This is a genomic window from Microtetraspora niveoalba (assembly GCF_001570405.1).
Classification (GTDB): Bacteria; Actinomycetota; Actinomycetes; order Streptosporangiales; family Streptosporangiaceae; genus Microtetraspora; species Microtetraspora niveoalba.
Window position 1 is genome coordinate 31,402 of record NZ_BBYM01000002.1, and the last position, 24,318, is coordinate 55,719.

The 24,318-nt window shown below is 72.0% G+C and carries 19 protein-coding genes; 4 read left to right on the top strand and 15 right to left on the bottom strand.

The window, feature by feature from the left end:
• The 3 genes from AWQ70_RS00155 to AWQ70_RS00165 form a co-directional block, all read right to left on the bottom strand.
• A partial coding sequence (locus AWQ70_RS00155; protein WP_157529835.1) for a serine/threonine-protein kinase occupies positions 1-837 on the bottom strand: 837 nt, incomplete at its 3' end.
• 96 nt (positions 838-933) lie between these two features.
• Positions 934-1,449, bottom strand: a complete 516-nt coding sequence (locus AWQ70_RS00160; protein WP_067168519.1) for a hypothetical protein — start codon at positions 1,447-1,449, stop codon at positions 934-936.
• Positions 1,450-1,619: 170 nt separating this feature from the next.
• Complete coding sequence (locus AWQ70_RS00165; RefSeq protein WP_067168521.1) at positions 1,620-2,543, bottom strand: hypothetical protein; 924 nt, start codon at positions 2,541-2,543, stop codon at positions 1,620-1,622.
• A 194-nt stretch (positions 2,544-2,737) separates the two neighbouring features.
• Here AWQ70_RS00165 and AWQ70_RS00170 point away from each other — a divergent pair, with 194 nt between their 5' ends.
• Complete coding sequence (locus AWQ70_RS00170; protein WP_169808597.1) at positions 2,738-3,160, top strand: STAS domain-containing protein; 423 nt, start codon at positions 2,738-2,740, stop codon at positions 3,158-3,160.
• Positions 3,161-3,230: 70 nt separating this feature from the next.
• Here AWQ70_RS00170 and AWQ70_RS00175 read toward each other — a convergent pair whose 3' ends face one another.
• The 9 genes from AWQ70_RS00175 to AWQ70_RS00215 all read right to left on the bottom strand — a co-directional run bounded on the left by AWQ70_RS00175 (position 3,231) and on the right by AWQ70_RS00215 (position 20,246).
• Complete coding sequence (locus tag AWQ70_RS00175) at positions 3,231-5,183, bottom strand: ABC transporter ATP-binding protein (RefSeq protein ID WP_067168524.1); 1,953 nt, start codon at positions 5,181-5,183, stop codon at positions 3,231-3,233.
• Positions 5,184-5,247: 64 nt separating this feature from the next.
• Complete coding sequence (locus AWQ70_RS00180; protein ID WP_157529816.1) at positions 5,248-6,984, bottom strand: ABC transporter ATP-binding protein; 1,737 nt, start codon at positions 6,982-6,984, stop codon at positions 5,248-5,250.
• Positions 6,984-7,607 carry a TetR/AcrR family transcriptional regulator gene (locus AWQ70_RS00185; protein ID WP_067168526.1) on the bottom strand — a complete coding sequence of 208 codons (624 nt, stop codon included), beginning with the start codon at positions 7,605-7,607 and terminating at the stop codon, positions 6,984-6,986. Before AWQ70_RS00185 ends, AWQ70_RS00180 begins: the two co-directional genes overlap by 1 nt.
• A gap of 69 nt (positions 7,608-7,676) precedes the next feature.
• Positions 7,677-9,284 (bottom strand): fatty acyl-CoA synthetase, encoded by a 1,608-nt coding sequence (locus AWQ70_RS00190; RefSeq protein ID WP_067168528.1) that lies wholly within the window; start codon positions 9,282-9,284, stop codon positions 7,677-7,679.
• Positions 9,285-9,517: 233 nt separating this feature from the next.
• Positions 9,518-10,573, bottom strand: a complete 1,056-nt coding sequence (locus AWQ70_RS00195) for a radical SAM protein (RefSeq protein WP_067168530.1) — start codon at positions 10,571-10,573, stop codon at positions 9,518-9,520.
• Between the two features lie 113 nt (positions 10,574-10,686).
• Positions 10,687-12,528, bottom strand: a complete 1,842-nt coding sequence (locus tag AWQ70_RS00200; protein WP_218004356.1) for an ABC transporter ATP-binding protein — start codon at positions 12,526-12,528, stop codon at positions 10,687-10,689.
• Positions 12,529-12,837: 309 nt separating this feature from the next.
• Complete coding sequence (lanKC, locus tag AWQ70_RS00205; RefSeq protein ID WP_067168531.1) at positions 12,838-15,399, bottom strand: class III lanthionine synthetase LanKC; 2,562 nt, start codon at positions 15,397-15,399, stop codon at positions 12,838-12,840.
• 61 nt (positions 15,400-15,460) lie between these two features.
• Positions 15,461-17,149: a cytochrome P450 family protein gene (locus AWQ70_RS00210; protein WP_084516380.1), complete on the bottom strand. Its 1,689-nt coding sequence runs from the start codon at positions 17,147-17,149 to the stop codon at positions 15,461-15,463.
• Between the two features lie 289 nt (positions 17,150-17,438).
• The gene (locus tag AWQ70_RS00215; RefSeq protein ID WP_245646593.1) at positions 17,439-20,246 is read right to left on the bottom strand and encodes an AfsR/SARP family transcriptional regulator; all 2,808 of its coding nucleotides are present in this window, start codon (positions 20,244-20,246) and stop codon (positions 17,439-17,441) included.
• Between the two features lie 323 nt (positions 20,247-20,569).
• Between AWQ70_RS00215 and AWQ70_RS00220 the strand changes: the two genes are divergently transcribed.
• Positions 20,570-21,037: a hypothetical protein gene (locus AWQ70_RS00220; RefSeq protein WP_174552351.1), complete on the top strand. Its 468-nt coding sequence runs from the start codon at positions 20,570-20,572 to the stop codon at positions 21,035-21,037.
• A gap of 158 nt (positions 21,038-21,195) precedes the next feature.
• Here the strand turns inward: AWQ70_RS00220 and AWQ70_RS39725 are convergent, their stop codons facing one another.
• Both AWQ70_RS39725 and AWQ70_RS00225 read right to left on the bottom strand, forming a co-directional pair.
• The gene (locus AWQ70_RS39725) at positions 21,196-21,345 is read right to left on the bottom strand and encodes a hypothetical protein (protein WP_169808596.1); all 150 of its coding nucleotides are present in this window, start codon (positions 21,343-21,345) and stop codon (positions 21,196-21,198) included.
• A gap of 23 nt (positions 21,346-21,368) precedes the next feature.
• Entirely contained in the window at positions 21,369-21,722 is a 354-nt protein-coding gene (locus AWQ70_RS00225; protein ID WP_067168536.1) for a winged helix-turn-helix transcriptional regulator, read from the bottom strand.
• Positions 21,723-21,818: 96 nt separating this feature from the next.
• On the opposite strand from AWQ70_RS00225, the gene AWQ70_RS00230 reads away from it, so the two are divergent.
• The gene (locus AWQ70_RS00230) at positions 21,819-22,700 is read left to right on the top strand and encodes an NAD(P)-dependent oxidoreductase (RefSeq protein WP_067168537.1); all 882 of its coding nucleotides are present in this window, start codon (positions 21,819-21,821) and stop codon (positions 22,698-22,700) included.
• Between the two features lie 30 nt (positions 22,701-22,730).
• On the opposite strand, the gene AWQ70_RS00235 is transcribed toward AWQ70_RS00230, so the two are convergent.
• Positions 22,731-22,988 carry a cation transporter gene (locus AWQ70_RS00235; protein ID WP_084516381.1) on the bottom strand — a complete coding sequence of 86 codons (258 nt, stop codon included), beginning with the start codon at positions 22,986-22,988 and terminating at the stop codon, positions 22,731-22,733.
• Between the two features lie 221 nt (positions 22,989-23,209).
• On the opposite strand from AWQ70_RS00235, the gene AWQ70_RS00240 reads away from it, so the two are divergent.
• Positions 23,210-24,184: a helix-turn-helix transcriptional regulator gene (locus AWQ70_RS00240; RefSeq protein WP_067168539.1), complete on the top strand. Its 975-nt coding sequence runs from the start codon at positions 23,210-23,212 to the stop codon at positions 24,182-24,184.
• Positions 24,185-24,318: the final 134 nt, after the last annotated feature.

Here is a 24,318-nt window from a genome sequence, read left to right on the forward strand (position 1 = left end):
GGCGGGCACGGCGGTGCCGGACCAGGTGCGCTCGACGACCTGGGTGGCCGTCGCCGGGGTCTGACGGCCGCCGACCAGCTCGTCGAGCAACATCTGGGCGGTCGGGCGGCGGGCGGGGTCCTTGGCCATGGCCCGCTCGACGACGGCGCGCATGCGCTCGTCGAGACCGTCGAGGTTCGGCCCGTCGTTGACGATCCGGTAGAGCACCTCGGGCGGCAGCCCGCCGCCGAACGGCAACCGCCCCGTGCCCGCGAACGCGATCACCCCACCCCACGCGTAGACGTCGACCGCGGGCGTCAGCGGCTCGCCGCGTACCTGCTCGGGCGCCATGAACGCGGGTGTGCCCAGGATCGCCTGGCTGGCCAGGCTCGGGTTGTCGACGAGCTGCGCGATCCCGAAGTCGATCACGCGCGGGCCGAGCGGCGACAGCAGCACGTTCGACGGCTTGAGGTCGCGGTGGATCACCCCGGCCCCGTGGATGGCGTGGAGCGCGGTGGCGATCCCGACCGCGAGCGCCTCCAGGTTGCCGCCGGTCAGCGGCCCCTGCTCGCGTACGGCCCGCGCCAGGTCGGGCCCCTTCACGTACTCGGTGACGAGATAGGCGACGCCCTCTTCGATGCCGGCGTCGAGCACGGGAGCGGTGCAGAACCGGGCCACGCTGCGCGCGGCCGCGACCTCCCGGTCGAAGCGGCGCCGGAAGGACGGATCGCGGGCCAGGTGCGGGTGGACCACCTTCACCGCGGCCAGGCCGCCGGACGGGGTGGAGGCGAGGTGCACCACGCCCATGCCGCCCCGGCCCAGCTCACGCCTGAGCACGTATCCGCCGATCACATTCATCGGAGTCACCTTACGGTCAAACGTGTGATCCGCGACAAAGGCCACGAGCCGCCACTCAGGTATGAAGGCCGGCGTGGGCGCGGCGGCCGCCCCATGTCACCGCCGCCGACGGCGGGCCAGGTCCCGGGCGAGATGCGAGCGCCGCGGTCCCGTCGTCAGCAGGCGCCGCAGATCCGCCGCGGTGTCATGCATGAGCTGGACGTGGAAGTAGTTGACGTACTCCAGCACGGCGAAGAGGGCGAACAGCAGGCCCGGCCAGGAACCGCGGCCGGGATCGGCGGCGACCGCGCAGCCGGTGAAGGTCAGCCCGGCGACCAGGACGGGAACGTCGGTCGCTCGCGCGATCTGAAAGGCCCGTACGCCCGGGAGAGCGCCTCGCTCGCGCAGTTGCCGCAGCTTGGCCGCCCAATACAGCGCCCCCTGGACCAGAAGCGCCGCGACCAGAGCGAACCCGACGAGGTTCGGCGCCGTCGTCGGCAGCCCGACCAGCCCGAACCAGATCCACGCCTGGAACGGGATGTTGCCCGCCTCCAGCAGCGCCAGCGTCCGAAGCCGGACCCGTACCGTCGACGGCGTGCCGGGAGGCGAGGGAGGGGTGCGCGATACGACCATCACCCCATTCTGACCGGCACCCCATTCTGACCGGCGGGGGCCCCGACGCGGTGCCCGCCGCCGGCAACGAGACGGGCACGCGGATGGCGCCGGCGAACCTCGCCGCGCTCGTCGAGGCGGGCCGGCCGTCGCCTCCCACCGACACCGGGAGGTGAGCCGGCCCGCGCCGGTTACGCCTTGCCCTTCCGTTCCCCCCACGGCTCGTAATCGCCGTCCCCCGGGAGCACCCAGACGTCCACGTCGGGCCGGTCGAGCGTCCGCAGCAGGGTCGCCCTGCCGGTCGCCTTCGAGACCCGGTAGATCGCCACCCCCGTCCGGGTCTTCGATCGGACGATCACGCGGCCGGCCCGGTCGAAGTCGAGGTCGTCGATGTACTGCCCGCGCGGCAGGCCCACGGTCACCGTGCGGCCCGCCTTGCCGGTGCGCAGGTTGACCAGGCGCAGCTTGCGGTACTTGGGCCACTTGCCCACACGTTCCGCCGCCGTGACGTAGTCGTTCGCCAGCGCCGTCGGCGTCATCCGCGTCTTCGGCCGCAGCCGGGTGCGCAGCCCCCGGTCGAACACCACCACCCCGCGCTCGCCTCCCAGCAGCAGCCGCTTGCTGTCCGGGCTGAACCCCAGGAGGCCCCACGCGTCCGTCTTTCCCGGAGGCGGCAACACCTTGTCTTTCCGCAGGTCCGCGAGGACACCGACCCCCGGCCCCGACGTCTCGGTGACCACGTAGCTGCCGTCGTCCGACACCGACGGCCACTCCTCGCCGATCGTGTGCGCCGTGTACTGCCGTGACACCACCCGTTCCTTGCCGTTCAGAGTCCGCTCGACGAACCGCGTATCCGACTTCCTGAAATAGAAGAAATGCCGCCCATCGCCACTGACCAGGAAGGGCGCCCGCGAGCCCGCGTTGACCGCGTCAGCCGGAGCCTTGGCGAGCGCCTCCGGCACCTCCACCACGTCTCCGTTGGTCAGCACCAGCTCCCACGCCTGTGTCCGCTGCGCGTACGCGATCGTGGCGGGCGCGGCGGCCGCGCCGGTCGCAGTCGGGACGGTCAGCATCGGACCGGCCGGCGGTGGACCGGTCAGCGTGGGGCCGGTCACCGTCGGGACGGTCAGAAAAAGTGTCGCGAGAGCCGTATGAAATCCCATGCATCATGAGATGTCAGAAGTTGTCAGAATGTTTGCGGACATCTTCTGAGTTCGGGAAGAGCCCGACCGGCCGGTCCGGCGAGCAGATGAGACGCTGGTGTTACGGGACGGCGTTTCGTCCCAGGGCTTCCGACGGCAGGGAATTCATGTCTGGACAGACCGGCCCGCCCGAGCGGTTGAGGATGTCCATCGGGCTGAACGACGACTGCGTTGTCGCGCGCGCCGCCGGGGAGCTGGACTACCAGTCCGCCGAGTTCTTCCACCGGAAGGTCACGGAGGCCTGGTCCGCCAGGCGTTCCGCGCCGCTGGTCCTCGACTTCAGCGGGCTGAGCTTCTGCGACTCCGGGTGCGTCAGCGTGCTGGTGTCGCTGCTCCGGCAGAGCCGGAAACGGGGCACGGCCCTCGTCCTCACCGGTCTGCCCTCCCGGCTGGAGCGCATCCTGACGATCGCCGGGTTGCGGAACGCCTTCGTCGTCGAACCCCTCCTGCAGGAGGCGATCCTGGCGGCGAAGCGAGGCCCCCCGGAGCCGGGCGGCGGACCACCCGCGGGCGGCGCGGCGCCCCGCTGACCCGCCCCCGCCCGACCCGCCTGTCCGCGCCCGGTCCCGACCGGCCGGTCCGGGTGACCGGGTCCCGGTTCTAGTCCACCTCCACGACGGCCTGGGCGAACTGGGCCGAGTACAGCCGGGCGTAGGCGCCGCCCGCGGCCAGCAGCGACTCGTGCGTGCCCTGCTCGACGATCCGCCCGTTCTCCATGACCAGGATCAGACTGGCGTCGCGGATGGTGGACAGCCGGTGGGCGATCACGAAGCTGGTGCGCCCCTCGCGCAGCGAGCTCATCGCCCGCTGGATGAGCACCTCGGTCCGGGTGTCGACCGAGCTGGTCGCCTCATCCAGGATCAGGATCGCCGGCTCGGACAGGAACGCCCGTGCGATCGTGATGAGCTGCTTCTCGCCCGCGCTGACCGTCGCGCCCTCCTCGTCGATCATCGTGTCGTAGCCGTCGGGCAGGGTGTGCGCGACCCGGTCCACGTGGGCGGCCTCCGCGGCGGCCTCGATCCGTTCGCGCGTGGCGCCTTCCGCCCCGTAGCCGATGTTCTCCGCGATCGTGCCGCCGAACAGCCAGGTGTCCTGCAGCACCATGCCGATGTTGGCGCGCAGCTCCTCCCTGGACATCTCGGCGATGTCGACGCCGTCGAGCGTGATGCGGCCGCCGGTCACCTCGTAGAAGCGCATGACGAGGTTGACCAGCGTCGTCTTGCCCGCTCCCGTCGGACCCACGATGGCCACGGTCTGGCCGGGCTCCACCGTGAGGGACAGGTCCTCGATCAGCGGCCGGTCCGGCGCGTAGCGGAAGGACACGTTCTCGAACGCCACGCGGCCCCTGACGCGCGCGGGACGCGCGGGCTCGGCGGGCTCCTGGGACTGCTCCTCGGCCTCCAGCAGTTCGAAGACCCGCTCGGCCGACGCGACGCCCGATTGCACCAGGTTCGCCATGCCGGCCACCTGCGCCAGCGGCTGGCTGAACTGCCGCGAGTACTGGATGAAGGCCTGCACGTCGCCCAGGGAGATCGAGCCCGAGGCCACCTTGAACCCGCCCACCACGGCGACGAGCACGTAGTTGAGGTTGCCGATGAACATCATCGCCGGCTGCATGATCCCGGAGATGAACTGGGCGCGGAAGCTGGAGGTGAACAGGGCCTGGTTGTGCTCGGCGAACGTCTCGGCGGCCTCCTGCTGCCTGCCGAACACCTTGACCAGCGTGTGCCCGCCGTACATCTCCTCGATGTGGCCGTTGAGCTTGCCGGTCGAGGACCACTGCTTGATGAACTGCGGCTGCGACCGCTTGCCGATGACCGCGGTGACGTAGACCGACAGCGGCACCGTGACCAGCGCGATGAGCGCCAGGATCGGCGAGATCCAGAACATCATCACCAGCACCGCCAGGACCGTCAGCACCGACGTGATGAGCTGGCTCATCGTCTGCTGCAGCGTCTGCGCGATGTTGTCGGTGTCGTTGGTGGCGCGGCTGAGGATCTCGCCGCGCGGCCGGCCGTCGAAGTAGCTCAGCGGCAGCCGCGCCAGCTTGGCCTCGATCCGCTCGCGCAGCCGGAACGCCGCCCGCTGCACGACGATCGTGGTCAGGCGGAACTGGAAGATCCCGAGCAGCGCCGCCACCAGGTAGATCGCCAGCACCCAGCCCAGCACCTGGGCCAGCGCGGTGAAGTCGATGCCGTGGCCGGGCACCACGCTCATCGACGACACCATGTCGGCGAACGTGCCCTGGCCCTCGGCACGCAGCCCGGCCACGGCCTGCTCCTTGGTGACGCCGGCGGGCAGCCGGGCCCCGATGATGCCGGAGAAGATCAGGTCCGTGGCGTGGCCGAGGATCTTGGGGCCGGTCACGGTCAGCGCGACGCTGCCGGCGCCGAGGGCCAGGACGACGGCCAGCATCGCGCGTTCGGGACGCAGCAGCCGCAGCAGGCGGCGGAGCGAGCCGCCGAAGTCCATGGCCTTCTCGGCGGGCCCGGACATCATCCTGCCCGGGCCGAAAGCGGGCTGCGGGCGGCGCGCGGGCGCCTGGGTGGTCATGACCCCTCCTTCCCCGGTCCCGTGACCGAGGCACTGCGCGTGTCTGCGACCTCGACAGGCCCGGTCATGCCGCGGCCTCCTGTTCGGTGAGCTGGGACAGCACGATCTCCCGGTACGTCGGGCAGGTGTCCATGAGCTCGGCGTGCCCGCCGCTGCCGACCACCCGGCCGTCGTCCAGCACGAGGATGCGGTCGGCGTCGCGGATCGTGCTCACCCGCTGGGCCACGATGACGATCGTGGCGTCCTCGATCTCCTCGGCCAGCGCGGCGCGCAGGCGGGCGTCGGTGGCGTAGTCGAGTGCGGAGAAGGAGTCGTCGAACAGGTAGATCTCGGGCCGGTGCACCAGTGTCCTGGCGATGGCGAGGCGCTGGCGCTGGCCGCCGGAGACGTTCGTGCCGCCCTGGGAGATCGGCTCGTCCAGGCCGCCGGGCATCGCCTCGACGAACTCGCGCGCCTGGGCCACCTCCAGTGCCCGCCACAACTCCTCGTCGGTCGCGTCCGGCTTGCCGTACCTCAGGTTGGAGGCGACGGTGCCGGAGAAGAGGTACGGCGACTGCGGGACCAGGCCGACCGCGCGGGAGAGCGCGTCCGGGTCGAGGTCGCGCACGTCGACACCGTCCACCAGCACCTCGCCGCCGGTCGCGTCGAACAGGCGGGGGACGAGGTTCAGCAGCGTCGTCTTGCCGCTGCCCGTGCTGCCGATGATCGCGGTGGTGCGGCCCGGCCGCGCCGTGAAGCTCACGCCGGACAGCACCGGCTCCTCGGCGCCCGGGTAGCGGAAGTCCACGGACCGCAGCTCCAGCTCGCCGAGGCGTCTTTCCGGGGTGACGGGGCTCGCCGGCGGGTGGACGGCCGGCTCGGTGTCGAGCACCTCCTCGATGCGCTCGGCGCAGACCTCGGCCCGCGGGATCATCATGAACATGAACATCGCCATCATCACCGACATGAGGATCTGCATCAGGTAGGAGATGACCGCGGTCAGCGCGCCCACCTGCATGGTCCCGTCGGCGATGCGGTGGCCGCCGAACCACACCACGGCGACGCTGGACAGGTTCACCACCAGCATGACCGTGGGGAACATCAGCGCCATCAGCCGTCCGACCCGCAGCGACACGTCGGTCAGCTCGTCGTTGGCCACGCCGAAGCGCTCGTGCTCGTGCCTGTCGCGGACGAAGGCCCTGATGACCCGGATGCCGGTGATCTGCTCGCGCAGCACCTGGTTGATCCGGTCGACGCGCTCCTGCATCGTGCGGAAGAGCGGGCGCATCCGCATCACGATCAGGCTCACGATGACGATCATCACGGGCAGCACGACGAGCAGCAGCGACGACAGCGCCGCGTCCTGGCGCAGCGCCAGCACGATGCCGCCGACGCACATGATCGGCGCGGCCACCATCATCGTGAACGTCATCAGCACGAGCAGCTGGATCTGCTGCACGTCGTTGGTGGTCCGGGTGATCAGGGACGGCGCGCCGAACCTGTTGACCTCCGTGGCGGAGAAGCCCTGCACCCGGTGGAAGATCGCGGCCCGCAGGTCCCGGCCCAGGGCCATCGAGGTCCGCGCGCCGTAGTACACGGCCACGATCGAGCAGATCATCTGGACGAGCGTCACACCGAGCATCACCAGCCCGATGCGTCCGATGTAGCCGGTGTCGCCGGTGACGACGCCGTTGTCGATGATGTCGGCGTTGAGTGTTGGGAGGTAGAGCGTGGCCAGCGTCTGCACGAACTGGAAGAGGACGACGAGCGCGATCTCTTTCCCGTACGGCCTGAGCTGGACCCGCAGGAGACGGAGCAGCATCAAGAAGCGCTTCCTGTCGAAGGGGTGGGGGAGGGCCGCACGAGCAGCCCGTCGAGCAGAACGGAGACGATCTCCTCGTCGTCCATGTCTTCGAACTCGCCGCCATGGCCGAAGCCGCGGTGCACGCTCACCGCGATCAGCATGAGCAGCAACTGCGCCGTGGCCTGCGGGGAACGGCGCAGCCGGTCGCGGTCGGGCTCGACCAGGGCGGCGATCCCGGCCAGTATCCGGCACCGGCCGTCCATCATCCGCTCGCGGAACTCGGCGTCGTCGGCGGCCATTTCCCTGGGCGCGGCGACGAGGTTGGCGTTGGCGCGCATCCCCGCCCGAAGCGTCGTGACCACCGCGCGCAGCCGGGCGCGCAGCTCGGCCCGCGTGCCGATGGCCGCGAGGGCCTCCTCGGCCGGCCGCGGGTCGAACGCGCTCATCAGCGCGGCCCGCAGCAGCGAGGCCTTGTCGGGGAAGACGCCGAAGATCGTGCCCTCGGCCACACCCGCGGCCTCGGCGATCTGACGGGTGCTCACCGCCGTACCGTGCTCGCGCAGCAGGGGGAGCGTGGCCGCGATGAGCGCGGCACGGCGGTCTTCCGGCGCCATGGCCGGCACCCGTCGCCTTTTCGTCATGGGGACGAGCGTAATGAGCGAGTACTCACTCGTTCAAACGGTTTTCCGCCCGGCGCGGGCGGGCCGGGGTCAGCGGCCGGCGCCCGGGATGCGGTCGGCGAGACCGGCGTGCAGGTCCCGCAGCTCGCGCTTCAGGATCTTGCCGCTCGGGTTCTTCGGCAGCGCGTCGGCGAAGGCGATCGCCTTGGGCACCTTGAACGCGGCCAGCCGCGACCGCGTGTGGGCCCGCAGTTCCTCCTCGGTTACGGTCGCGCCCGGCTTGGTCACCACGATCGCGACGACCGCCTCGATCCAGCTCGGGTGCCTGACCCCGACCACCGCGACCTCGGCGACGGCCGGGTGCTCGTAGACGACCTCCTCGACCTCCCGGCTGGCGACGTTCTCACCGCCGGTCTTGATCATGTCCTTGATCCGGTCGACGACCGTGAGATAGCCCTCCTCGTCCATCACGCCCAGGTCGCCGGAGTGGAACCAGCCGCCGCGGAAGGCCTCGGCCGTCTTCTCCGGGTCGTCCAGGTATCCGAGGACGGCGTGCGGGCTGCGGTGGACGATCTCCCCGATCTCCCCCGGTGGCACGTCGCGGCCGTCGGCGTCCACGACCCGCGTCTCGACGTTCAGGGCGGCCTGGCCCGCCGACCCCGCCTTGCGGATCTGGTCCTCCGGCTGGAGCATGACCGCGACCGGGGCCATCTCGGTCTGCCCGTAGAAGTTCCAGAGGCGCACGCCGGGCAGCCGCTCGCCGATCTCCCTGAGCACCTCGACCGGCATGATCGCCGCGCCGTAGTAGCCCTTCCGGAGGGAGGAGAGGTCGCGCCGGTCGAAGTCCGGGTGGCGCAGGAGGGAGATCCACACGGTCGGCGGCGCGAAGAACTTCGTCACCCGGTGGCGCTCCATCGCCTCCAGCACGGCGGCGGGGTCGGGGCCGGGAAGGATGTGGCTGACCGCGCCGAGCTGGATGTCCGGCACCAGGAAGCAGTGCTGCTGCGCGCAGTGGAACAGCGGCATGGCGTGCAGCTCGACGTCGTGGCGGTCCATGCCGCCGTCGATGACGCAACTGCTGTACTGCGCGATCAGCGCGGAGTGGGAGAGCACCGCGCCCTTCGGGCGCGACTCCGTGCCGGAGGTGTAGAGGACCTGGGCGGGGTCGTCGGCGCCGATGAGGACGGCGGGGTCCTCGGCGTCCTCGTGGGCGAGCAGCGCGGCGAACGGCTCCCACTCGTCGGCGTCGCCGTACACGACGCGGATCCTGAGGGATTCGGCGGCCTTGACCGCGTCCCGGGCCACCGGAAGGAGCGTGTCCTGCGCGATCAGCGCGACGGCGGAGGAGTGCGCGAGCACGTAGCCGACCTCGTCGGCCCCGAGCATGAAGTTGATCGGCACGAGGACCGCTCCTGCGCGGGCGACCCCGAAGATCGTCTGCACGTACTCCACGCTGTTGCGCGCGAGCACCGCGACCCGCTCCCCCGGCCGCACGCCTCGCGCGATCAGCGCTCCGGCCACCCGGGAGGCGTCCTCGTCCAGCTCGGCGAAGGTGCGGGCGGTCCTGCCGTCCGAGACGGCGAGCCGGCCGGGGTGGCGTCTGGCGGAGCGGCGCAGCAGGTCGGCGAGGGACTGCCTGCGGGCGAGGGCGACATCCGCGGTCGCCTCCGAGCGGGCCGAGGGGCCGGCGAAAGACATGGAGTTCTCCAACTGGGGCAACAGACGAAACTTCCGAAAGCGTAGTGACTTGTGCCACGGTTGAGGAGGGATTCACGGGCCGGAGCACACCGCGCGGGGGCTCGGATCGAGGGGGGCGCGGATCGAGCGGGGGCCGGGTCGAGGATCAGGTCGCCTGTGATATCCCCGTCGCCTTGGCGCGGTCCTCCTCGGGAACGAGGATGGAGATCAGCGTGAATCGCGCCGTACCCGGGTCACCCCATGTCCGGCGCGGCGGTGGGGCGGAACTCCGGCCGGCGGTCCATGCGCGCGCGGTCGGCCTCGGACCCGAACCGGTGGTCGATCGCCCGGGTGGCCTCCGCCCACTCCCGCATCGTCCGCACGGGGGCCAGCGTGCCGACCACGAAGGGATCGTGCCAGCGTTCGACGGCGCGCCGCCAGAGCTCCGCCGGGGAGTCGGTCAGCACGTTGCCGACCGTCCCCTCGTAGGCCGCCATCGCCCGTACGGCTCCGTCCGGCTCGATCTGCAACACGGGGAAGAAGATCCCCTCGCGGACACGGTCCGGGTGCATCTGCAGCGCCAGGTTGTCCGTGGCGCTCACCCGCACGAACGGCGGGGCCAGGGAGCGCAGCCGCGCGCCGTACTCTCCGCTTCCCAGCAGCGCGGCCTGGTCGTCGGAGAGCAGTTCGTGCTCCGCGAACCCGGCGCGGCTGGCGAGCCCCTCCGGCACCACCGCCCCGAACGAGAGCGACCCGAGGTCCGGGAACCTGGGCGCGATCGCGGTGCAGACGTCCTCGACCTGGTGGAAGTTGCCGCGGACCACGACGCAGTCGATCCCGAAGGACAGGCGTTCCCGCCCGCCCAGACGCCGCTCCCGTGCGGCCTCGTCCAGGAGCTCCAACGCCCGCAGCGCCCGTTCGAACGACCCGCGCCGCCCGCGGATCCGGTCGTGCACCTCGGCCGTGGCGCCGTCGAGGCTCACGCTGACGCTGGAGAAGGCCCGCGCGATGTCGTCGACCATCTCGGGGCGCAACGTCCAGCCGCTCGTGAAGAGCGCGACCTTCGTCCCGGCCGCGGTCATCCGCTCGGCGACCTCGACGATGCCGCGCACCAGAAGGGGCTCGCCGCCCGCGATGGAGACGCCGTACGGTTCCATCGCGACGATGGCGTCGGCGACGCGGAGCATGCGCTCGCGGTCGAGCTGCCGGGACGGGCGGCGCCCGGACTCCGAATAGCAGTGGGAGCACCGGAGCGGGCAGGCGTAGGTGACATCCCAGATGATCTCGAGTGGGCGGTCGGGTATTTCCATGGCTGCGCTCCTGAGGCGGTACGGGCCCGATCGGCCCTGCGGACGGGGGAACTCCCGGCGGCCTCCCCGGCGCGCCGCGGGCCGCCCTCCTGCCGGGGGCGGCCCCGGGCGCGTCAGGGGGCGACGGTGAGGAACTGGGTGGCGGCGAGCTCGGCGTAGAGCGGGTCCGAGGCGACCAGCTCGGCGTGGGTGCCGACGGCCTGGACCGTGCCCGCGTCCAGGACGACGATGCGGTCGGCCAGGGTGACCGTCGACAGCCGGTGCGCCACGACGAGCACCGTCGTCGTCCCGGCGACGTCGACGACCGTGTCCCGCAACGCCGCCTCGTTCACGGCGTCGAGCTGCGAGGTGGCCTCGTCCAGCAGCAGGAGCCGGGGGCGGCGCAGGAGCGCCCTGGCGATGGCCACCCGCTGGCGCTCGCCGCCGGAGAGCTTGGTGCCGCGATGGCCGACCGGGGTGTCCAGGCCCCGGGGCAGCCGGGCCACGAGGTCGTCGAGACGGGCGACGCTCAGGACACGCCGCAGGTCGTGCTCGGTGGCGCCGGGGGCGCCGAGCACGAGGTTGTCGCGGAGGGAGCCCGACAGGATCGGGGCGTCCTGCTCGACGTACCCGATCGCCGACCGCAACGTCGGGATGTCCCAGCTCGCGAGGTCGCGGCCGTCGAGGAGGATGCTTCCCGAGGTCGGGTCGTAGAACCTCTCGATGAGGGAGAAGAGGGTGGTCTTGCCCGCGCCGGAGGGTCCGACGAAGGCGGTCATGCCGCGCGGCGGGACGGTGAAGGTCACCCCGCGGTGCACGAGCGGCAGGTCGGGCGTGTAGCGGAAGCGGACGTCGCGGAACTCCAGCCGCGCGGGCGCGGCGCCCGGCGCGGGGAGCTCCGCGGGCGGCGCCGCCGGCTCGGCCGGGAGCCGCTCGGCCTCCCGGATCCGGGCGACCGCCGCGGCTCCGATCTGGTACTGCCCGGCCGCGCCGACGAGCTGCTGGAGCGGCGGCACCAGGTAGTACACGTACATCAGGAACGCGACCAGCGTGCCCACGCCGATCGTCCCCGAGGTCACCCTGGCGCCGCCCACGGCGAGGACGGTGAAGAAGGCCACCTGGAGGGCCAGCTCGGCGGTGTGCCCGGCGACCGCCAGCCACTTGCCGGCGCGCACGCCGGCCCGCCACGACTCCTCGGCGGCCCGGTTGACGGCCGCCTCCTCTTGGTGCTCGGCGCCGGACGCCTTCACGGTGCGCAGCGCGCCCAGGGTCCGCTCCAGAGCCGCGCTCATCCGCCCCACCGCCTTCTGGGCGTCCCTGCTCGCCCGGTTGAGACGCGGCATGGCCACGCGGACGACCGTCCCGGCCAGGACCAGCACGCCGGCCGTCACCGCAAGCAGCGTCGGGTCGAGCAGGCCCATCATCGTCACGGTCGCCAGGACCGTGACGCTGCCGGTGACCACGCCGACGAGCGAGTCGGTGGTGACCTGGCGGAGCAGGGTGGTGTCGGAGGTGACCCGGGACATCAGGTCGCCGGGCTCGGTGTGGTCGGCGGCGGACATCCGCAGCCGCAGCAGGTGGGAGACCAGGCGGCGGCGGGCGGTGAGCACGATCGTCTCGCCGGCGCGGCGCAGCACGTACTCGCCCAGCGGCCCGACCGCGGCGGTGACCACGACGAGGACGCCCATCAGCGCCAGCGTTCCGGACAGGGGCCGGTCGGCGCCGAGGTCGTCGAGCAGCCGCTTGGCCGCGAGAGGGAGCGCCAGGCCGACCGCTCCGGCCGCCAGATTCAGCAGTCCGCCGAGGGCGAGCCGCCGCCAGGACGGGCGCATGTAGCGCAGCAGGACGCGCCAGGCGGGCGCGGGGCCGGCCGCTTCCCGGAGAGCCGCCTCGCCGGGAGCGGGCCGATCCGGTCCGGGAACGCGAGCCTCGGCCGCCACCGCTGGGGCGTCGAACTGGTCGCGCTGCGTGTCCACGGGTTCCTCACAAGGATGTCGGGGAGCGGGGACTGCGGGGACTCCTGTCCTCCCCCGCAGTGCGGCCCCGGCCGGGCGCAGAGGGGGACGCCGGGCCGGGGCCGACTGGTGCCGGGGACCGTCGCCGGTCCCCGGCGGTGCGTCATCAGACGCAGATGTAGCAGGCGGTGCCGTTGTACGACGTCACCAGGCTGGAGCAGGGGTGCGCCTTGCTCTCGGCGGTGCTCAGCGTCTGGAGCTGGAGGATCTGTGCCATTTCCGGTTTCCTTTCTGTTGCTCGCCCGCGGAGGTTCCGCGGGTCGAGGTCTGTCAGCTCGCCCGCGGGGTCCGCAGGTCGAGAGCCGGGAGGAGCGACGCGTTCTGGCCGAACGCGACGCCGAGGGCGACGAGGACGCCGGCCGACCCCGTCTCCAGGTCCATGGAGAGCCGCATGAGCTGGTTGCCGGGGAAGGCCAGGTGGCCCTGGTAGGAGAGGGCGTGCCACGAGAGCCGGCGCGTGTGGTCACGGATCAGGGGCCGGTCCTCCGGCAGGCCCAGGAGATGGAGGGCCGCGATGGTGCCCGCCCGTCCCATGAGCAGGGCCGGGTGCCGGGTGAACACCGCCCGCCAGGCACGGCGGACGCCCTCGACGACGTCGGCGAAGCCCGGCTCGGCACGCAGGCTCAGGTACTTGGACAGGACCAGTGCCAGCCCGCCGCTGCCGCCGCCGAGGTAGGCGAGGTAGCGGTTGCTCTCCAGCAGGCAGAAGCCGCCGTCCGGCAGCACCTGGCCCCGGGCGATCTCACGCTCCAGCGCCGTCCGGGCCAGGTCGAGGTAGCGTTCCTCCCCGGTGCCGTCGTGCAGCGCGAGGAAGTAGGACGCGACCCCGGTCAGTCCGTGCTGGAGACCGACCCTGCCCTCCGGCGGGAACATCGCGGACCCGCCGTCGCCGAGCTCCGCGGCCAGCCTCTCGCCGATGCGGACGGCCTCGGCGCGCAGTTCCTCGTCTCCGGTGATCCCGAAGAAGTGCAGGAGGTTGAGGCCGGCTCCGGCCAGCCCGCCGTGCACCCCGGGCACGTCGAGGCCGTCGTGGAGCTTGCGGGCGCGGTCGAGGGTGTCGAGGGCGTCGTCCCGGCGCCCGAGCGCCTCCAGGGTCGCCGCCACGCCGTGCAGGCCGTTCAGGAGGCCGGGGCGCGGGTCGGCGGCGCGGCGGGCGGCCGCGACGAGCCAGTCCACGTGGCCGGGCGGCACCTCGGCGCCGACCTGCCGCAGCGCCCAGAGCACTCCCGCCGCGCCGTTGGCCACCGTGAACCCGCCGGTCGCGAACTGCTGCGGGTCGCCCGGGTAGAGCCGGTCCTCGCGGTCGGGTGTCGCGCTCGCGGCGATCCCCGCCACGATCGAGTCGCGTACGGCCGGCCAGTCGAACTCCTCGGCGGCGAACATCCGGGCCGGTCCGTCATCGCCGAGTGGGCCTCTGACCTTCTCGAACCGCCGGACCAGGCGCTTTGCGAACCCCTGCGGAAGCGGGAAGTGCTCGGTGACGACGTCGGTGAGGCTGGCGAGCTTGACGGGGTCGCGCTCCTGAAGCGGGCTGATCGGGAGGAACATCCACTGCCTCAGGCAGTCGAGGACGTAGTTGTCGGCGTCACGGCCGGAGACGTCGCGCGGCGCGGCGAACCCCGCCGCGGCGAGCCCGGGGGGCCGCGTGTCGGTCAGGTCCGACGAGATCTCGAAGTCGATCAGTACGACGCGCCCGTCCGGGCGGACGATGATGTTCTCGGGGTGCAGGTCGGCCAGGCGCACCCCTCTCGCGTGCACGGACATGAGCGCGTGGTCGACCCTGGCCAGGACGTCGGTCGCCCACCGGGTGTACGCGGCCAGCGTGTCGGGGCTCGGGTCGGGGCTGGTCAGCGGATAGCGCTCGAACACCTCGTCCAGCAGGGTCTTGCCCTCGATGTACTCCTCGACCAGGAAGTGGTGCTCCCAGATCACCCGGTGGCCGAGCAGGCGGGGTACGCAGTCGAGGCCGCTCAGCCGCTCCAGCATGTCGCGTTCGTGCTCCAGCCGGGCGACCGCGTCGGTGCCGCCCGTGTCCAGTCCGGCGTGCGGTCTGGCCTCCAGCAGCACCACGTATCCTCCGGACGCCCCGTCGCGGGCGAGGTAGACCCCTCCGCCGTTGGAGAAGTGCAGCGCCCTCTCGATCTGGAAGGGGAACTCCTCCCCCTCGCCCGAGCCGCGTCTCTCCGCTGAGGCGCGCAGCACCTCGGGGAGCGTGACCCACTCCGGCACGGTGAAGGCGGGAGTGCGCTGGTCCGGCACCAGTCGCCCGTCGGGGGTCCGGATCGCGTACCCCAGGCTGCCGTCCGACTTGGTGTAGGTGATCGGCTGGAACGCGCCGTACCGCACGTAGACGGGTGAGTCCTCGTAGCGGAGGTCGCTGAGGATGTAGGGGCCGGTGAAGTCGCGCAGGAGGTCGGCCAGCTCCGGCAGCACCTCGCCGAGCTGCTCGTCGTCCACCGGGTACAGCGTGAGCAGCTTGCCGCTGCTCCCCCGGTCGGCGTACTTGTTGTTGAGCAGCCGCACCGCCATCTTGCTCCTGAGGAACTTCACGGCGATGTTCCGGCTGACGCAGAAGTCCACCACGAGGTCGCAGACGGCGCCCGCGTCGGCGTCGGTCGCCGAGACGTGGATCTTCCAGCCCTGCTCCGGGAGCGCGACGCCGGGCGGGAGCATCACGACCCACAGCTCGCTCTCACCGACGCGCCATCCGCTCGGGAGAGGACGTCGCGCCGTGGGAAACCGGTTGTCGTCGTCCGGTATGCGCCAGACCGGTTCGAAGAACAGCGGATCGGCCTGGCAGTAGGCCACCAGCTGGGGAAGCGTCTCTTTCATCGGGTCGGACTCCTGGATGAGAGCGTGAAGAGGATCATGCGTACGCGGCGGTCTCCCCGCGTCACGTGCCGGCCGGGGCGGGCCGGGCGGGGTCCGGGTCGAGGACGACCGGCAACCCGAGGAGGTAGCGCACGCTGCTCTGCCGGTAGTGCAGACTCCGGGAGTCGCGGGCGAGCTCCATGCGGGGGAAGCGCCGTACGAGCGTGCCGAGCGCGACCTGGAGCTGGGCCCGGGCCAGCTCCGCCCCCAGGCAGTGGTGGTGTCCGTGGCCGAAGGCCAGGTGGGGGTTGTCCTCCCGCCCGATGTCGAGCACGTCCGGGTCGGTGAAGAACGACGGGTCCCGGTTGGCGGCGACGAGCGACGCGACGAGGAGGTCCCCCTCCGGGAGCCGCCTGCCTCCCGCCTCGATCGGGGCCGCCACGTGCCGGGCGATGGTCACCGGGAAGGGCGTGACGACCCGGAGCAGTTCCTCGACCGCCGTGGGGACCAGCGCGGGATCGGCCACGAGCCGCTCCCACCGGTCGCGCCGCCGCAGCAGGGCCGCGACCCCGCTCGCCAGCACGGTGGTCGGCGCTCGGTGCCCGTTCACCATCAGGAACCTCGCGGCGGAGACGAGGTCCTCCTCGGACAGCCGGTCCCCCTCCGCTTCGACGACCCGGCCGAGCAGGTCGTCCGTGGGGCGTCCCCTCCTGGCGGCGATCAGGCCGCGCAGGTAGTCGTCGATGTCGCCGTGCGCCTTGGGCGGCGGGGAGGCCAGCCGCTCCACGATCCACTCGTACAGGTAGTCGCGGTCCTTCGCCGGCACGCCGAGCAGCTCGCACAGGACGATGACCGGGACGGGGTAGGCGAACGCCGGCAGGAAATCGATCACCTCGCGGGAGGGGACCGTGTCCAGCAGCGCGTCGACCTCGCGCTCGATGCGCGGGCGCAGCGCCTCCACCCGTTCGGGCGTGAGGTGGTCGTGGAGCAGCCGGCGCAGGCGGGCGTGTTCCGTCCCGCTGATCGTGATCAGGTCCAGTTCGCCCCGGTGCGCGAGGGCCGGATCGTCCGACTGGAGCCGGAAGCCCGCCGTGATCTCCACGTCCCCGATCAACCGGTGGTCCGACAGCAGCGCGGTGGTCGCCGCGTGCCCGGTCACGATCCAGGACGCCGCCACGCCCGCCGAGTCGATCCGGTGGACCGATCCCGCTTCCCGCAGTCGCCCTATCGCGTCGGGGTCGTTCAGGCGTGTGGGGGTGAGCGGCTGGAGCCGCGCCGGAGGCGGCTCCGGGACGCCCGCCCCCCGGTCAGGTCCGGCCAGAAGGGCGTCGGCCGCCGCGACCACATCCCGCGGGTCGGCGGTGTGGAGCACCAGCACCGGGCAGGGCGCGTCCGAGACGTCGTCTCCGGACCCCGGCCCCTCGTCGTGCGCGTCGGCGCCGACCACGACCACCGCGACCACACGCTCCGGATGGCGGTCCGCGACCTCAACCGCCGCCGCACCGGACGCACCGCGCCCGAGCAGCACCGCGCGGTCCGGGCTCTCCGGCGCCGCCAGGAAGTCCGTGATCTCCTCGACGCCGGCGTCGCCGGAGACTCCGGCCGTCCACACCCGCCAGCCCCGGCCGGCGAACTCCCCGGCCAGGTCCCGGCCCGCCGTCTCCGTGCCGAGAACCACCACGGCCCGGTCGGCGTCCTCCCTGCCGGGTCCGTCCTCCTCCGAGGACGTCGCGGACGGTGTCCCGACCGCACCGCTGAATGCCTCTGCCACCCCGCCCCTCCGATATCGAGACAGCTCCGAACACGCTTTTTCGGACGTGCTTGATCACCATTTCCCGGGCACCTTGGAAAGGGCTTGGAGGCGATGGCGGGCAACTTGTAGATCACCAGTGAGCGGTCGTGATCAAGGCCCTGATCTCGGGTTCTGTGCCAGCGTGAGGGCCGTACGCCCCGGTTCGGGGGCGGGAGACGAGGCTCGGCCGCTCCTGCGCCGTGAGCGGCCCGGCCGAAGCGGACGCGCGGTCACGCGGCGGCCGGCCGGCTGGAACTCGGGTCGACGCTCAGCCGGCCGGCGACCGGCGCTGAACGCGGTCGGCGTCCTCGGCGCGGTTCTGGGCCTGGTAGAGCCGTAGCGCCTGCCCCCAGGCGCTGCGGGCCTGTCGGTGGTCACCGATCGCGGCGTGGACGTCTCCGAGGTGTTCCAGGGTGTTGGCTTCGTCGAACGCGTTGCCGATCTCCTGGAGCAGCCTGAGAGCTTCGTCGTAGTAGCTCAGGGCCTGGTCGTACCGACCCGTCTGGTGGGCGATGTATCCCAGGCTGTCGAGCGTGTTGGCTTCTCCGTCGCGGTGCCGGTGGCGGCGGAACAGGGCCAGGGCGGCCTCGCAGTGGGCGAGGCCTTCGGCGTGCAGTCCGAGCCGGCTCGTGTACCAACCCAAGTCGTTGAGCGCGTCGGCGGTCCGCACAGGGTCGGCGAGGGCTCGGTAGCGGTGCAGGGCATGGGTGGTGTGCTCCAGAGCCTGCCGAAACTCCTCCCGCTGCGCCCAGGACACCGCCAGACCTTGATGGATCTGGGCCTGGGCGGCGAGGTCCCCGGTGCGCCGGGCGAGGCTGAGCGCCTGCTGGAAGTGATCCATGGCCAGGTCGTGCCGGCCCAGCCGGGCGCAGGCGTGGCCGAGGATCCGGTGAGCCAGCCCCTGAGCCTCGGGATCGTCGAGACGGCGAGCGGCGTCCAGTCCCGCCAGCCAGTCGTCGTACTGGTCCTGTACGGTTCCGCGCCGGAAGTGGAAGGTGTCCAGGCTCCAGGCGAGCCGCCATACCGCCTCGTGCCAGTTCTGCTTCGCGGCGAGGTGCCGGACGGCCAGCAGACAGGCGTGTTCGTCGGCGAACCAGTTCCAGGCGGCGGTGTGGTCGGCCGGCGGGCCCTGCCACCATCCGGGAGCGGGGGCGCCGAGCGTGATCGGTGCGCGATGCGGCGCGAGAAGCCGTTCGGCGGCGTAGGCGGTGTGCAGGTGGAAATCGACCAACCGCCGCAGCGCGGCCTGCCGAGCGGTCTCGGGCTGGTCCTCGCGGGCTTGTCCGGCGGCGTAGAGGCGGACCAGGTCGTGCATGCGCCACCGGCCCGGGGTGTGCTGGTGGATCAGGGACATCCCTTCCAGTTCTCGCAGCGGTCCGCGTACTCCGGCGGGAGGCAGGCCGGTCAGGGCGGCGACGGCGCCGAGGCCGATGTCCGGGCCCGGTGCCAGGCCCAGCAGCCCGAACACCTCTGAGGCTCGCGTGGAGAGGCCGAGGTAGGAGGTGGTGAACACGGCGCGCAGGTTGGTCCGCAGGTCCCCGGTGTCCCACGCGTCCAGCCGGCCGGTGGTGTCCCGTAGTTCGGCGGCGAGTGCGGCCAGCGGCAACCGCGGGCTGAGCACGGCGCGGGCGGCGAGGACGGCCAGAGCCAGCGGCAGACCCGCGCAACAGGCCAGCAGGTAGGCCACGGCCTCCGGTTCCGCCGCCAACCGCTCGGCGCCGAGCCGGTGAAGGAGCAACTGGTGGGCCTCGGCGTCGTCGAGCGCGTCCAGAGCCACCGGCCGGGCGCCGTCGGCCGCGGTCATTCCGGCCAGGTCATGGCGGCTGGTCACCACGACCGTGCAGGTGGGGCTGCCGGGTAACAGGGGCGCGGCCTGGTCGGCGTCGCGGACGTTGTCCAGCACGATCAGCATCCGCCGTCCGGCCACCAGACTGCGGTAGAGGCCCACCTGCGCGTCCAGGTCTGTGGGCATCCCCTGGGGATCGACGCCGAGCGCCTCCAGGAAGCCGCGTACGGCGGTGGCGGGGGACAGCGGCTGCTCGATCGGATCGAAGCCCCGCAGATTGGCGAACAACTGTCCGTCGGGGAAGCGGTCGATGTTCTCGTGTGCCCAGCGCAGGGCCAGCCACGTCTTCCCGATGCCCCCGATCCCGCCGACGGAGGAGATGACCACCGTGCCCCCTGGCCGGCCGGATTCGTCCGATGCTCTGCTGAGCTGCCCGAGTTCGGCTCTTCGGCCGGTGAACCCGGCCGGCGGGGCCGGCAACTGACGCGGCACGATGCCGGGCGGCCCGGACAGTGTGGCCGTTGTGGCCCCTGTGGCCGGCGTGGGGTCAGGCGGAGTCGTCGTGGGGTCGGCGGCCAGGATGCGGCGGTGCAGGTCCTGCAGTGACGGGCCGGGATCGGCGCCGAGTTCCTCGACGAGGTGCAGCCGGATCCGCTGGTAGTGCCGCAGGGCCTCGGCCGGCCGGCCGCTGCGGTACAGGGCGAGCATGAGCTGACCGGCCAGTCGCTCGTCCAGCGGGTGGCGTGCCGCCCGTACCGTCAACTCGGGCACCAATTCGGCGTGCCGCCCCGAACGGAGGTGGGCGTCGGCGAGGTCGAGTTCGGCGGCATGCCGCTGTTGGACCAGCCCTTCGCGCAGCGTGTTCAGCCAGGGGGTGTCCAGGTTGGCGAGGGCGTCCCCACGCCACAGGGCGAGCGCCTGCTCCAGCAGATGCCGGACGGTGGCGTCGTCGTCGGCGGTTCGGGCTGCTCCGACCCAGCGCTGGAACCTGTGCAAGTCGACTGTCATGGGATCGACGCCGATCACATAACCGCCGTTCTGCCGTGCGATCCGCGCGCCGTCGACCGCCGCCAGCATCCGCCTCAGTCGGGACAGATAGCTGTAGAGCGTGTCGCGACCATGCCGAGGCGGGTGGTGCCCCCACACCCGGTCCAGGAGCTGATCGACCGACACGCTCCTGCCGGCCTCGACCAGCAGTACCGCGAGCACGCACCGCTGGCGGTGATGCCCGAGTTCGACGTACCGGCCGTCCACGCGGACCTCCAGGTCACCCAGAAGTCGGAACTCCACCGGCACGCCACACCCCCATCTCTCGATCACCCGTGGGGAACGGTTCCGATCTGCCGCTTCAAGGTTGTTCGCAAGGATTGTCCAGGGTCGGCCGCGCATCGTCATCTACGAACCGGGATGCGGTCGCCGACGGATCCACCGCCCGGACCGAGGAGGCCGCCTGTCGCCAACGAAGGAGATCCCATGAAGCGCACGTTGATACGCCTGGCGGCCGCCGTGCTGTTCGCCGTGTCCGCCACGGCCGGCGGGGTGGCCGTCGCGTCGTCCGCCTCGGCCGACCAGGCGCACTGCTGCTGATGAACACACCGTGAAAGAAAGTGCCTTTGAGCGGAAAGCGCAGCGGGGCCGAAGTCCTGTCAGCGCTCCGTCAAAGGCACTTCTCACGTTCGGGAACGGGGGCCGGCGACAAGCCGGAGGCGCGCGGCGACCACCGGATGGTGCTCGTACGGCGCGGCAGGTTCCGGCAGTGGGCCGACGGGGCCGACACCGATCCGGATTCGACGGTGGCCTACCTGGGCGCCCCGGGTAAGGAGGAGCGGTTCGCGCATCCCACCGGCGGCGACGTCTGCACCTCGGTGCGCTTCGAGCCCTGGCTCTGGGAGGGGCTCGCGGGCGGCATGACGGTGTACGTGGACGCGCGCGTCGATCTGGCGCACCGTCGTCTGCTCGCCCCCGCCGGCGGCGGCGACATCGACTACGCGCTCACGGAGGAGTCGCTCCGTCTCGTCGCGACGGCCTCCGGACGGCCGGCCGAGGCCCTCCGACCGGGCACTGGTCGCGGCGGCCCGTGAGGCGGTCATCGAGCGGGCGCCGGAGGCGGCGGGGCTGTGCTCGCTGGCCGGGCTCCTGAAGGTCTCGCCGTACCGGCTGAGCCGGGTCTTCTCCCACGAGATGCGCGTATCGCTGACCCGCTACCGCAATCGTGTTCGCGTCGGCCAGGTCCGCCCCTTCAGCGACGACGGGCCGCGGCCAGGAACATCGGCATGGCCAGGAACATGCGGTCTCGACCGGCCCGCCACGCCTGCTCGGCCACCCAGATGTCACGCTCCTCCCGGCTGACGCCTCCCGTGGCCAGTGCCGCTCCAACGACTGGGCGCACCGCCGAGGCGACCGCCGGGACCGCTAGACGGCGGCGTCGGCGACATGGTCGGCGCCGAGGACGTTCTCCCTCCCCCACGCGCCCAGGGGCCGCAGCGCCTCGTTGAGCGAGGCGCCGAGCGGGGTCAGCGAGTATTCGACGTGGGGCGGCACCTCGTCGAACACCTCCCGGTGCACGATGCCGTCCGCCTCCATCTCCCGCAGGTGCGAGGCGAGCACCTTCTCGGTCACCCCGGGAAGCAGCCGGCGCAGCTCCCCGAAGCGGCACGGGCGCTCGTCGAGCTCCCACAGGATGAGCACCTTCCACTTGCCGCCGATCACGTCCATCGCCGCGTCGATCCCGCAGACGTACGCCCCCGGCCTCCGGCCGATCGCCATGTCCCGCCCCCTCTGCCTGCTCACTCACCCCCGGGTAAGCGCGCACTTCGAAGTGCGTACTTGAGCGTCCGGGAGCCGGCCGCCAGCCTAATCGGCATGACTGACATGGAATTCGACAAGGCTCGTCTCACCCTTCTCGGACTCGGCGCCATGGGCGCGGCGCTCGCCCGCGCCTGGCTCGCCGCCGGGCACCCGCTGACCGTGTGGAACCGTACGCCGGGCCGGGCGGAGCCGCTCGCCGCCGAGGGCGCGAAGGTCGCCGGTACGGCCGCGGAGGCGGTCGCCGCGAGCGACCTCGTGGTGGTCTGCCTGCTCGACGACGCCTCGGTCGGCGAGACGCTGGACGGCGTCGATCTGACCGGCAAGGACGTGGTCAACCTGACCACCGGCACGCCCGCCGAGGCCCGGGCCCGCGCGGAGTGGGCGGAGAAGCGCGGCGCCCGCTACCTCGACGGCGGCATCATGGCGGTCCCTCCGATGATCGGCTCCCCGGAGTCGGGCGGCTACGTCTTCTACAGCGGGTCGCAGGCCGCTTTCGGCGCCCACCAGGGCACGCTGGCCGTACCGGCCGGTACCAGGTACGTGGGTGAGGACCCCGGCTTCGCCGCTCTCCACGACGTGGCGCTGCTGAGCGCCATGACGGGGATGCTCGCCGGCGTGACGCACGCTTTCGCGCTGGTCCGCAAGGAGGACGTCGCGCCCGGGGACCTCGCGCCCCTGCTGGCCGAATGGCTCACGGCCATGGCCGGGTACGCGTACGGGCTGGCCGAGCACCTGGAGAGCGGCGACTACACCAAGGGGGTGACCTCGAACCTGGCCATGATGGTCCAGGGCAACTCCACCCTGCTGGGAACGGCCGCCGCGCAGGGGGTGAGCACCGAGTTGCTGACCCCGTTCACGACGCTGATGGAACGCCGCCTCGCCGGCGGCCACGGCGACGAGGGCCTGGCCGGCCTGGTCGACATGGTCGCCGGCTGACGGTCGCGCGCGGCAGGGCGTGGGGGGAGCTCACTCCCTCGGACCCTCCTCCGTCGTGGCCCCGATGATCTCGCAGCCCGCCAGGTCCATCGCCGCGCGTACGAGCTCCTCCTCCACCGCCCGGTTGGTGAGCACGCTGACCTTCCCGGCGGCGGGATCCACGTCCACGCCGACGACACCGGGCACCTGGATGAGGTCGGCCTTGAGCGCGGCCACACAATGCCCGCAGGTGGCGGAGGACAGGCCCGTGACGTGGTAGGCGACCAGACTGTAGGCAATGGTGATCACACCGATCTCCTCGGTCGAGATGTGGAGGGGAAGGCGACTCGATCGAGTTCGCCGCTGAAGAGCCTGCCCCAGTTCCGAGGCGAACGGGGGCAGGCGAGGTTGCCGAAGAACGCCATGTCGCGAATCAGCCAGTCGGCGGCGCCCGTCCGGATTTGGTGGAAGACGCGCTCCCTGTCATCGTTGTCGCGTTCCTAGACACTGAACGGGAGTGGCAGGCGCCGGTGACCGACGGGTCTCACACCGAGGACGAGCACGCCGCCCAGACCCTCTACGCGCGGATGCACGAGCGGGGCGAGTCGCTCGCGGACGCCGCGGAGGACCTCGGGTTGGCGGCCGAGGAGATCACTCGTATCAGGGACAAGCTGGTGCGTCTGGGCCTGCTGGACACCGAGACGGAGACCACCGTCGACGCGGCCGCGGCGTTGGCCCGCCGCCTGCAGAACAACCATCGTGTACTGGACCGGCTGGTCGAGCAGCATGTGATGGTCGCGACTCTGGCGCGGGACTACCTCGGGTTCACGCGCCACGCGAACGACGACCTCCGGGTCGAGTTCTACGAGCGCGAGCGGGTGGCGGCGCTCTACAACCGGATCGACGAGCTGGCGGACCTGGCCCGGTCGGAGGTCATGGCGATGCATCCGGCGGCGAACTGGACGCGGGAGACGCTGGACGCCGGCGACGCCAGGACCAAACACCGCATCGGCCAAGGCATGCGGGTGCGCAGTCTGTACGCCCAAGTGATGCTGTCCAACCCGCTGGTCCGCGACCGGCTGCGGGCGCGCAGGGACGGGGGCATGGAGGTCCGGGTCGCGCCGATGATCCCGACGCGGATGCTCATCTACGACCGGCAGGTCGCGATCGTCCAGGCCGACCCGGAGGATCTGGGCGGCGGCGCGGTGCTGATCCGCGGAAGTGACGTGGTCAGGTCCCTCGCGGCGCTTTACGAGTTCTGCTGGATGAACGCGTCCGAGCTGGTCGACGTCCCGCGATCGGCGGACGGCGCGTCTCTCACCGTGCAGCAGCGGGCCGTGCTGCGCCTGCTTGCCGCCGGCGCCAAGGACGACGCCATCGCTCGCAGCCTGGGCGTCTCGACGCGTACGGTGACCCGTCTCGTGGGCGAGCTCACGGCGATGCTCGGAGCGGGCAGCCGCTTCCAGGCCGGGGTACGCGCCACGCGGCTGGGCTGGCTCGACTGACCACGTGCCGGACGTGCGCCGACGTGACGCACGGCATGGCCGGGTGGCCTCCGGCGCGGCGGACGCCGAACCGGGCGGGGGTGACCCGCGCGGTCCGTGTCACCGATCGTTCATTCGCCTCCGGACCGCCTCCC

Coding starts and splice junctions, on each gene's coding strand:
- AWQ70_RS00160 (WP_067168519.1), bottom strand. CDS start 1,449: ATGGTCGTATCGCGCACCCCTCCCTCGCCTCCCGGCACGCCGTCGACG.
- AWQ70_RS00170 (WP_169808597.1), top strand. CDS start 2,738: ATGTCTGGACAGACCGGCCCGCCCGAGCGGTTGAGGATGTCCATCGGG.
- AWQ70_RS00175 (WP_067168524.1), bottom strand. CDS start 5,183: ATGACCACCCAGGCGCCCGCGCGCCGCCCGCAGCCCGCTTTCGGCCCG.
- AWQ70_RS00180 (WP_157529816.1), bottom strand. CDS start 6,984: ATGCTGCTCCGTCTCCTGCGGGTCCAGCTCAGGCCGTACGGGAAAGAG.
- AWQ70_RS00185 (WP_067168526.1), bottom strand. CDS start 7,607: ATGACGAAAAGGCGACGGGTGCCGGCCATGGCGCCGGAAGACCGCCGT.
- AWQ70_RS00190 (WP_067168528.1), bottom strand. CDS start 9,284: ATGTCTTTCGCCGGCCCCTCGGCCCGCTCGGAGGCGACCGCGGATGTC.
- AWQ70_RS00195 (WP_067168530.1), bottom strand. CDS start 10,573: ATGGAAATACCCGACCGCCCACTCGAGATCATCTGGGATGTCACCTAC.
- lanKC (WP_067168531.1), bottom strand. CDS start 15,399: ATGAAAGAGACGCTTCCCCAGCTGGTGGCCTACTGCCAGGCCGATCCG.
- AWQ70_RS00225 (WP_067168536.1), bottom strand. CDS start 21,722: ATGGCGATCGGCCGGAGGCCGGGGGCGTACGTCTGCGGGATCGACGCG.
- AWQ70_RS00230 (WP_067168537.1), top strand. CDS start 21,819: ATGACTGACATGGAATTCGACAAGGCTCGTCTCACCCTTCTCGGACTC.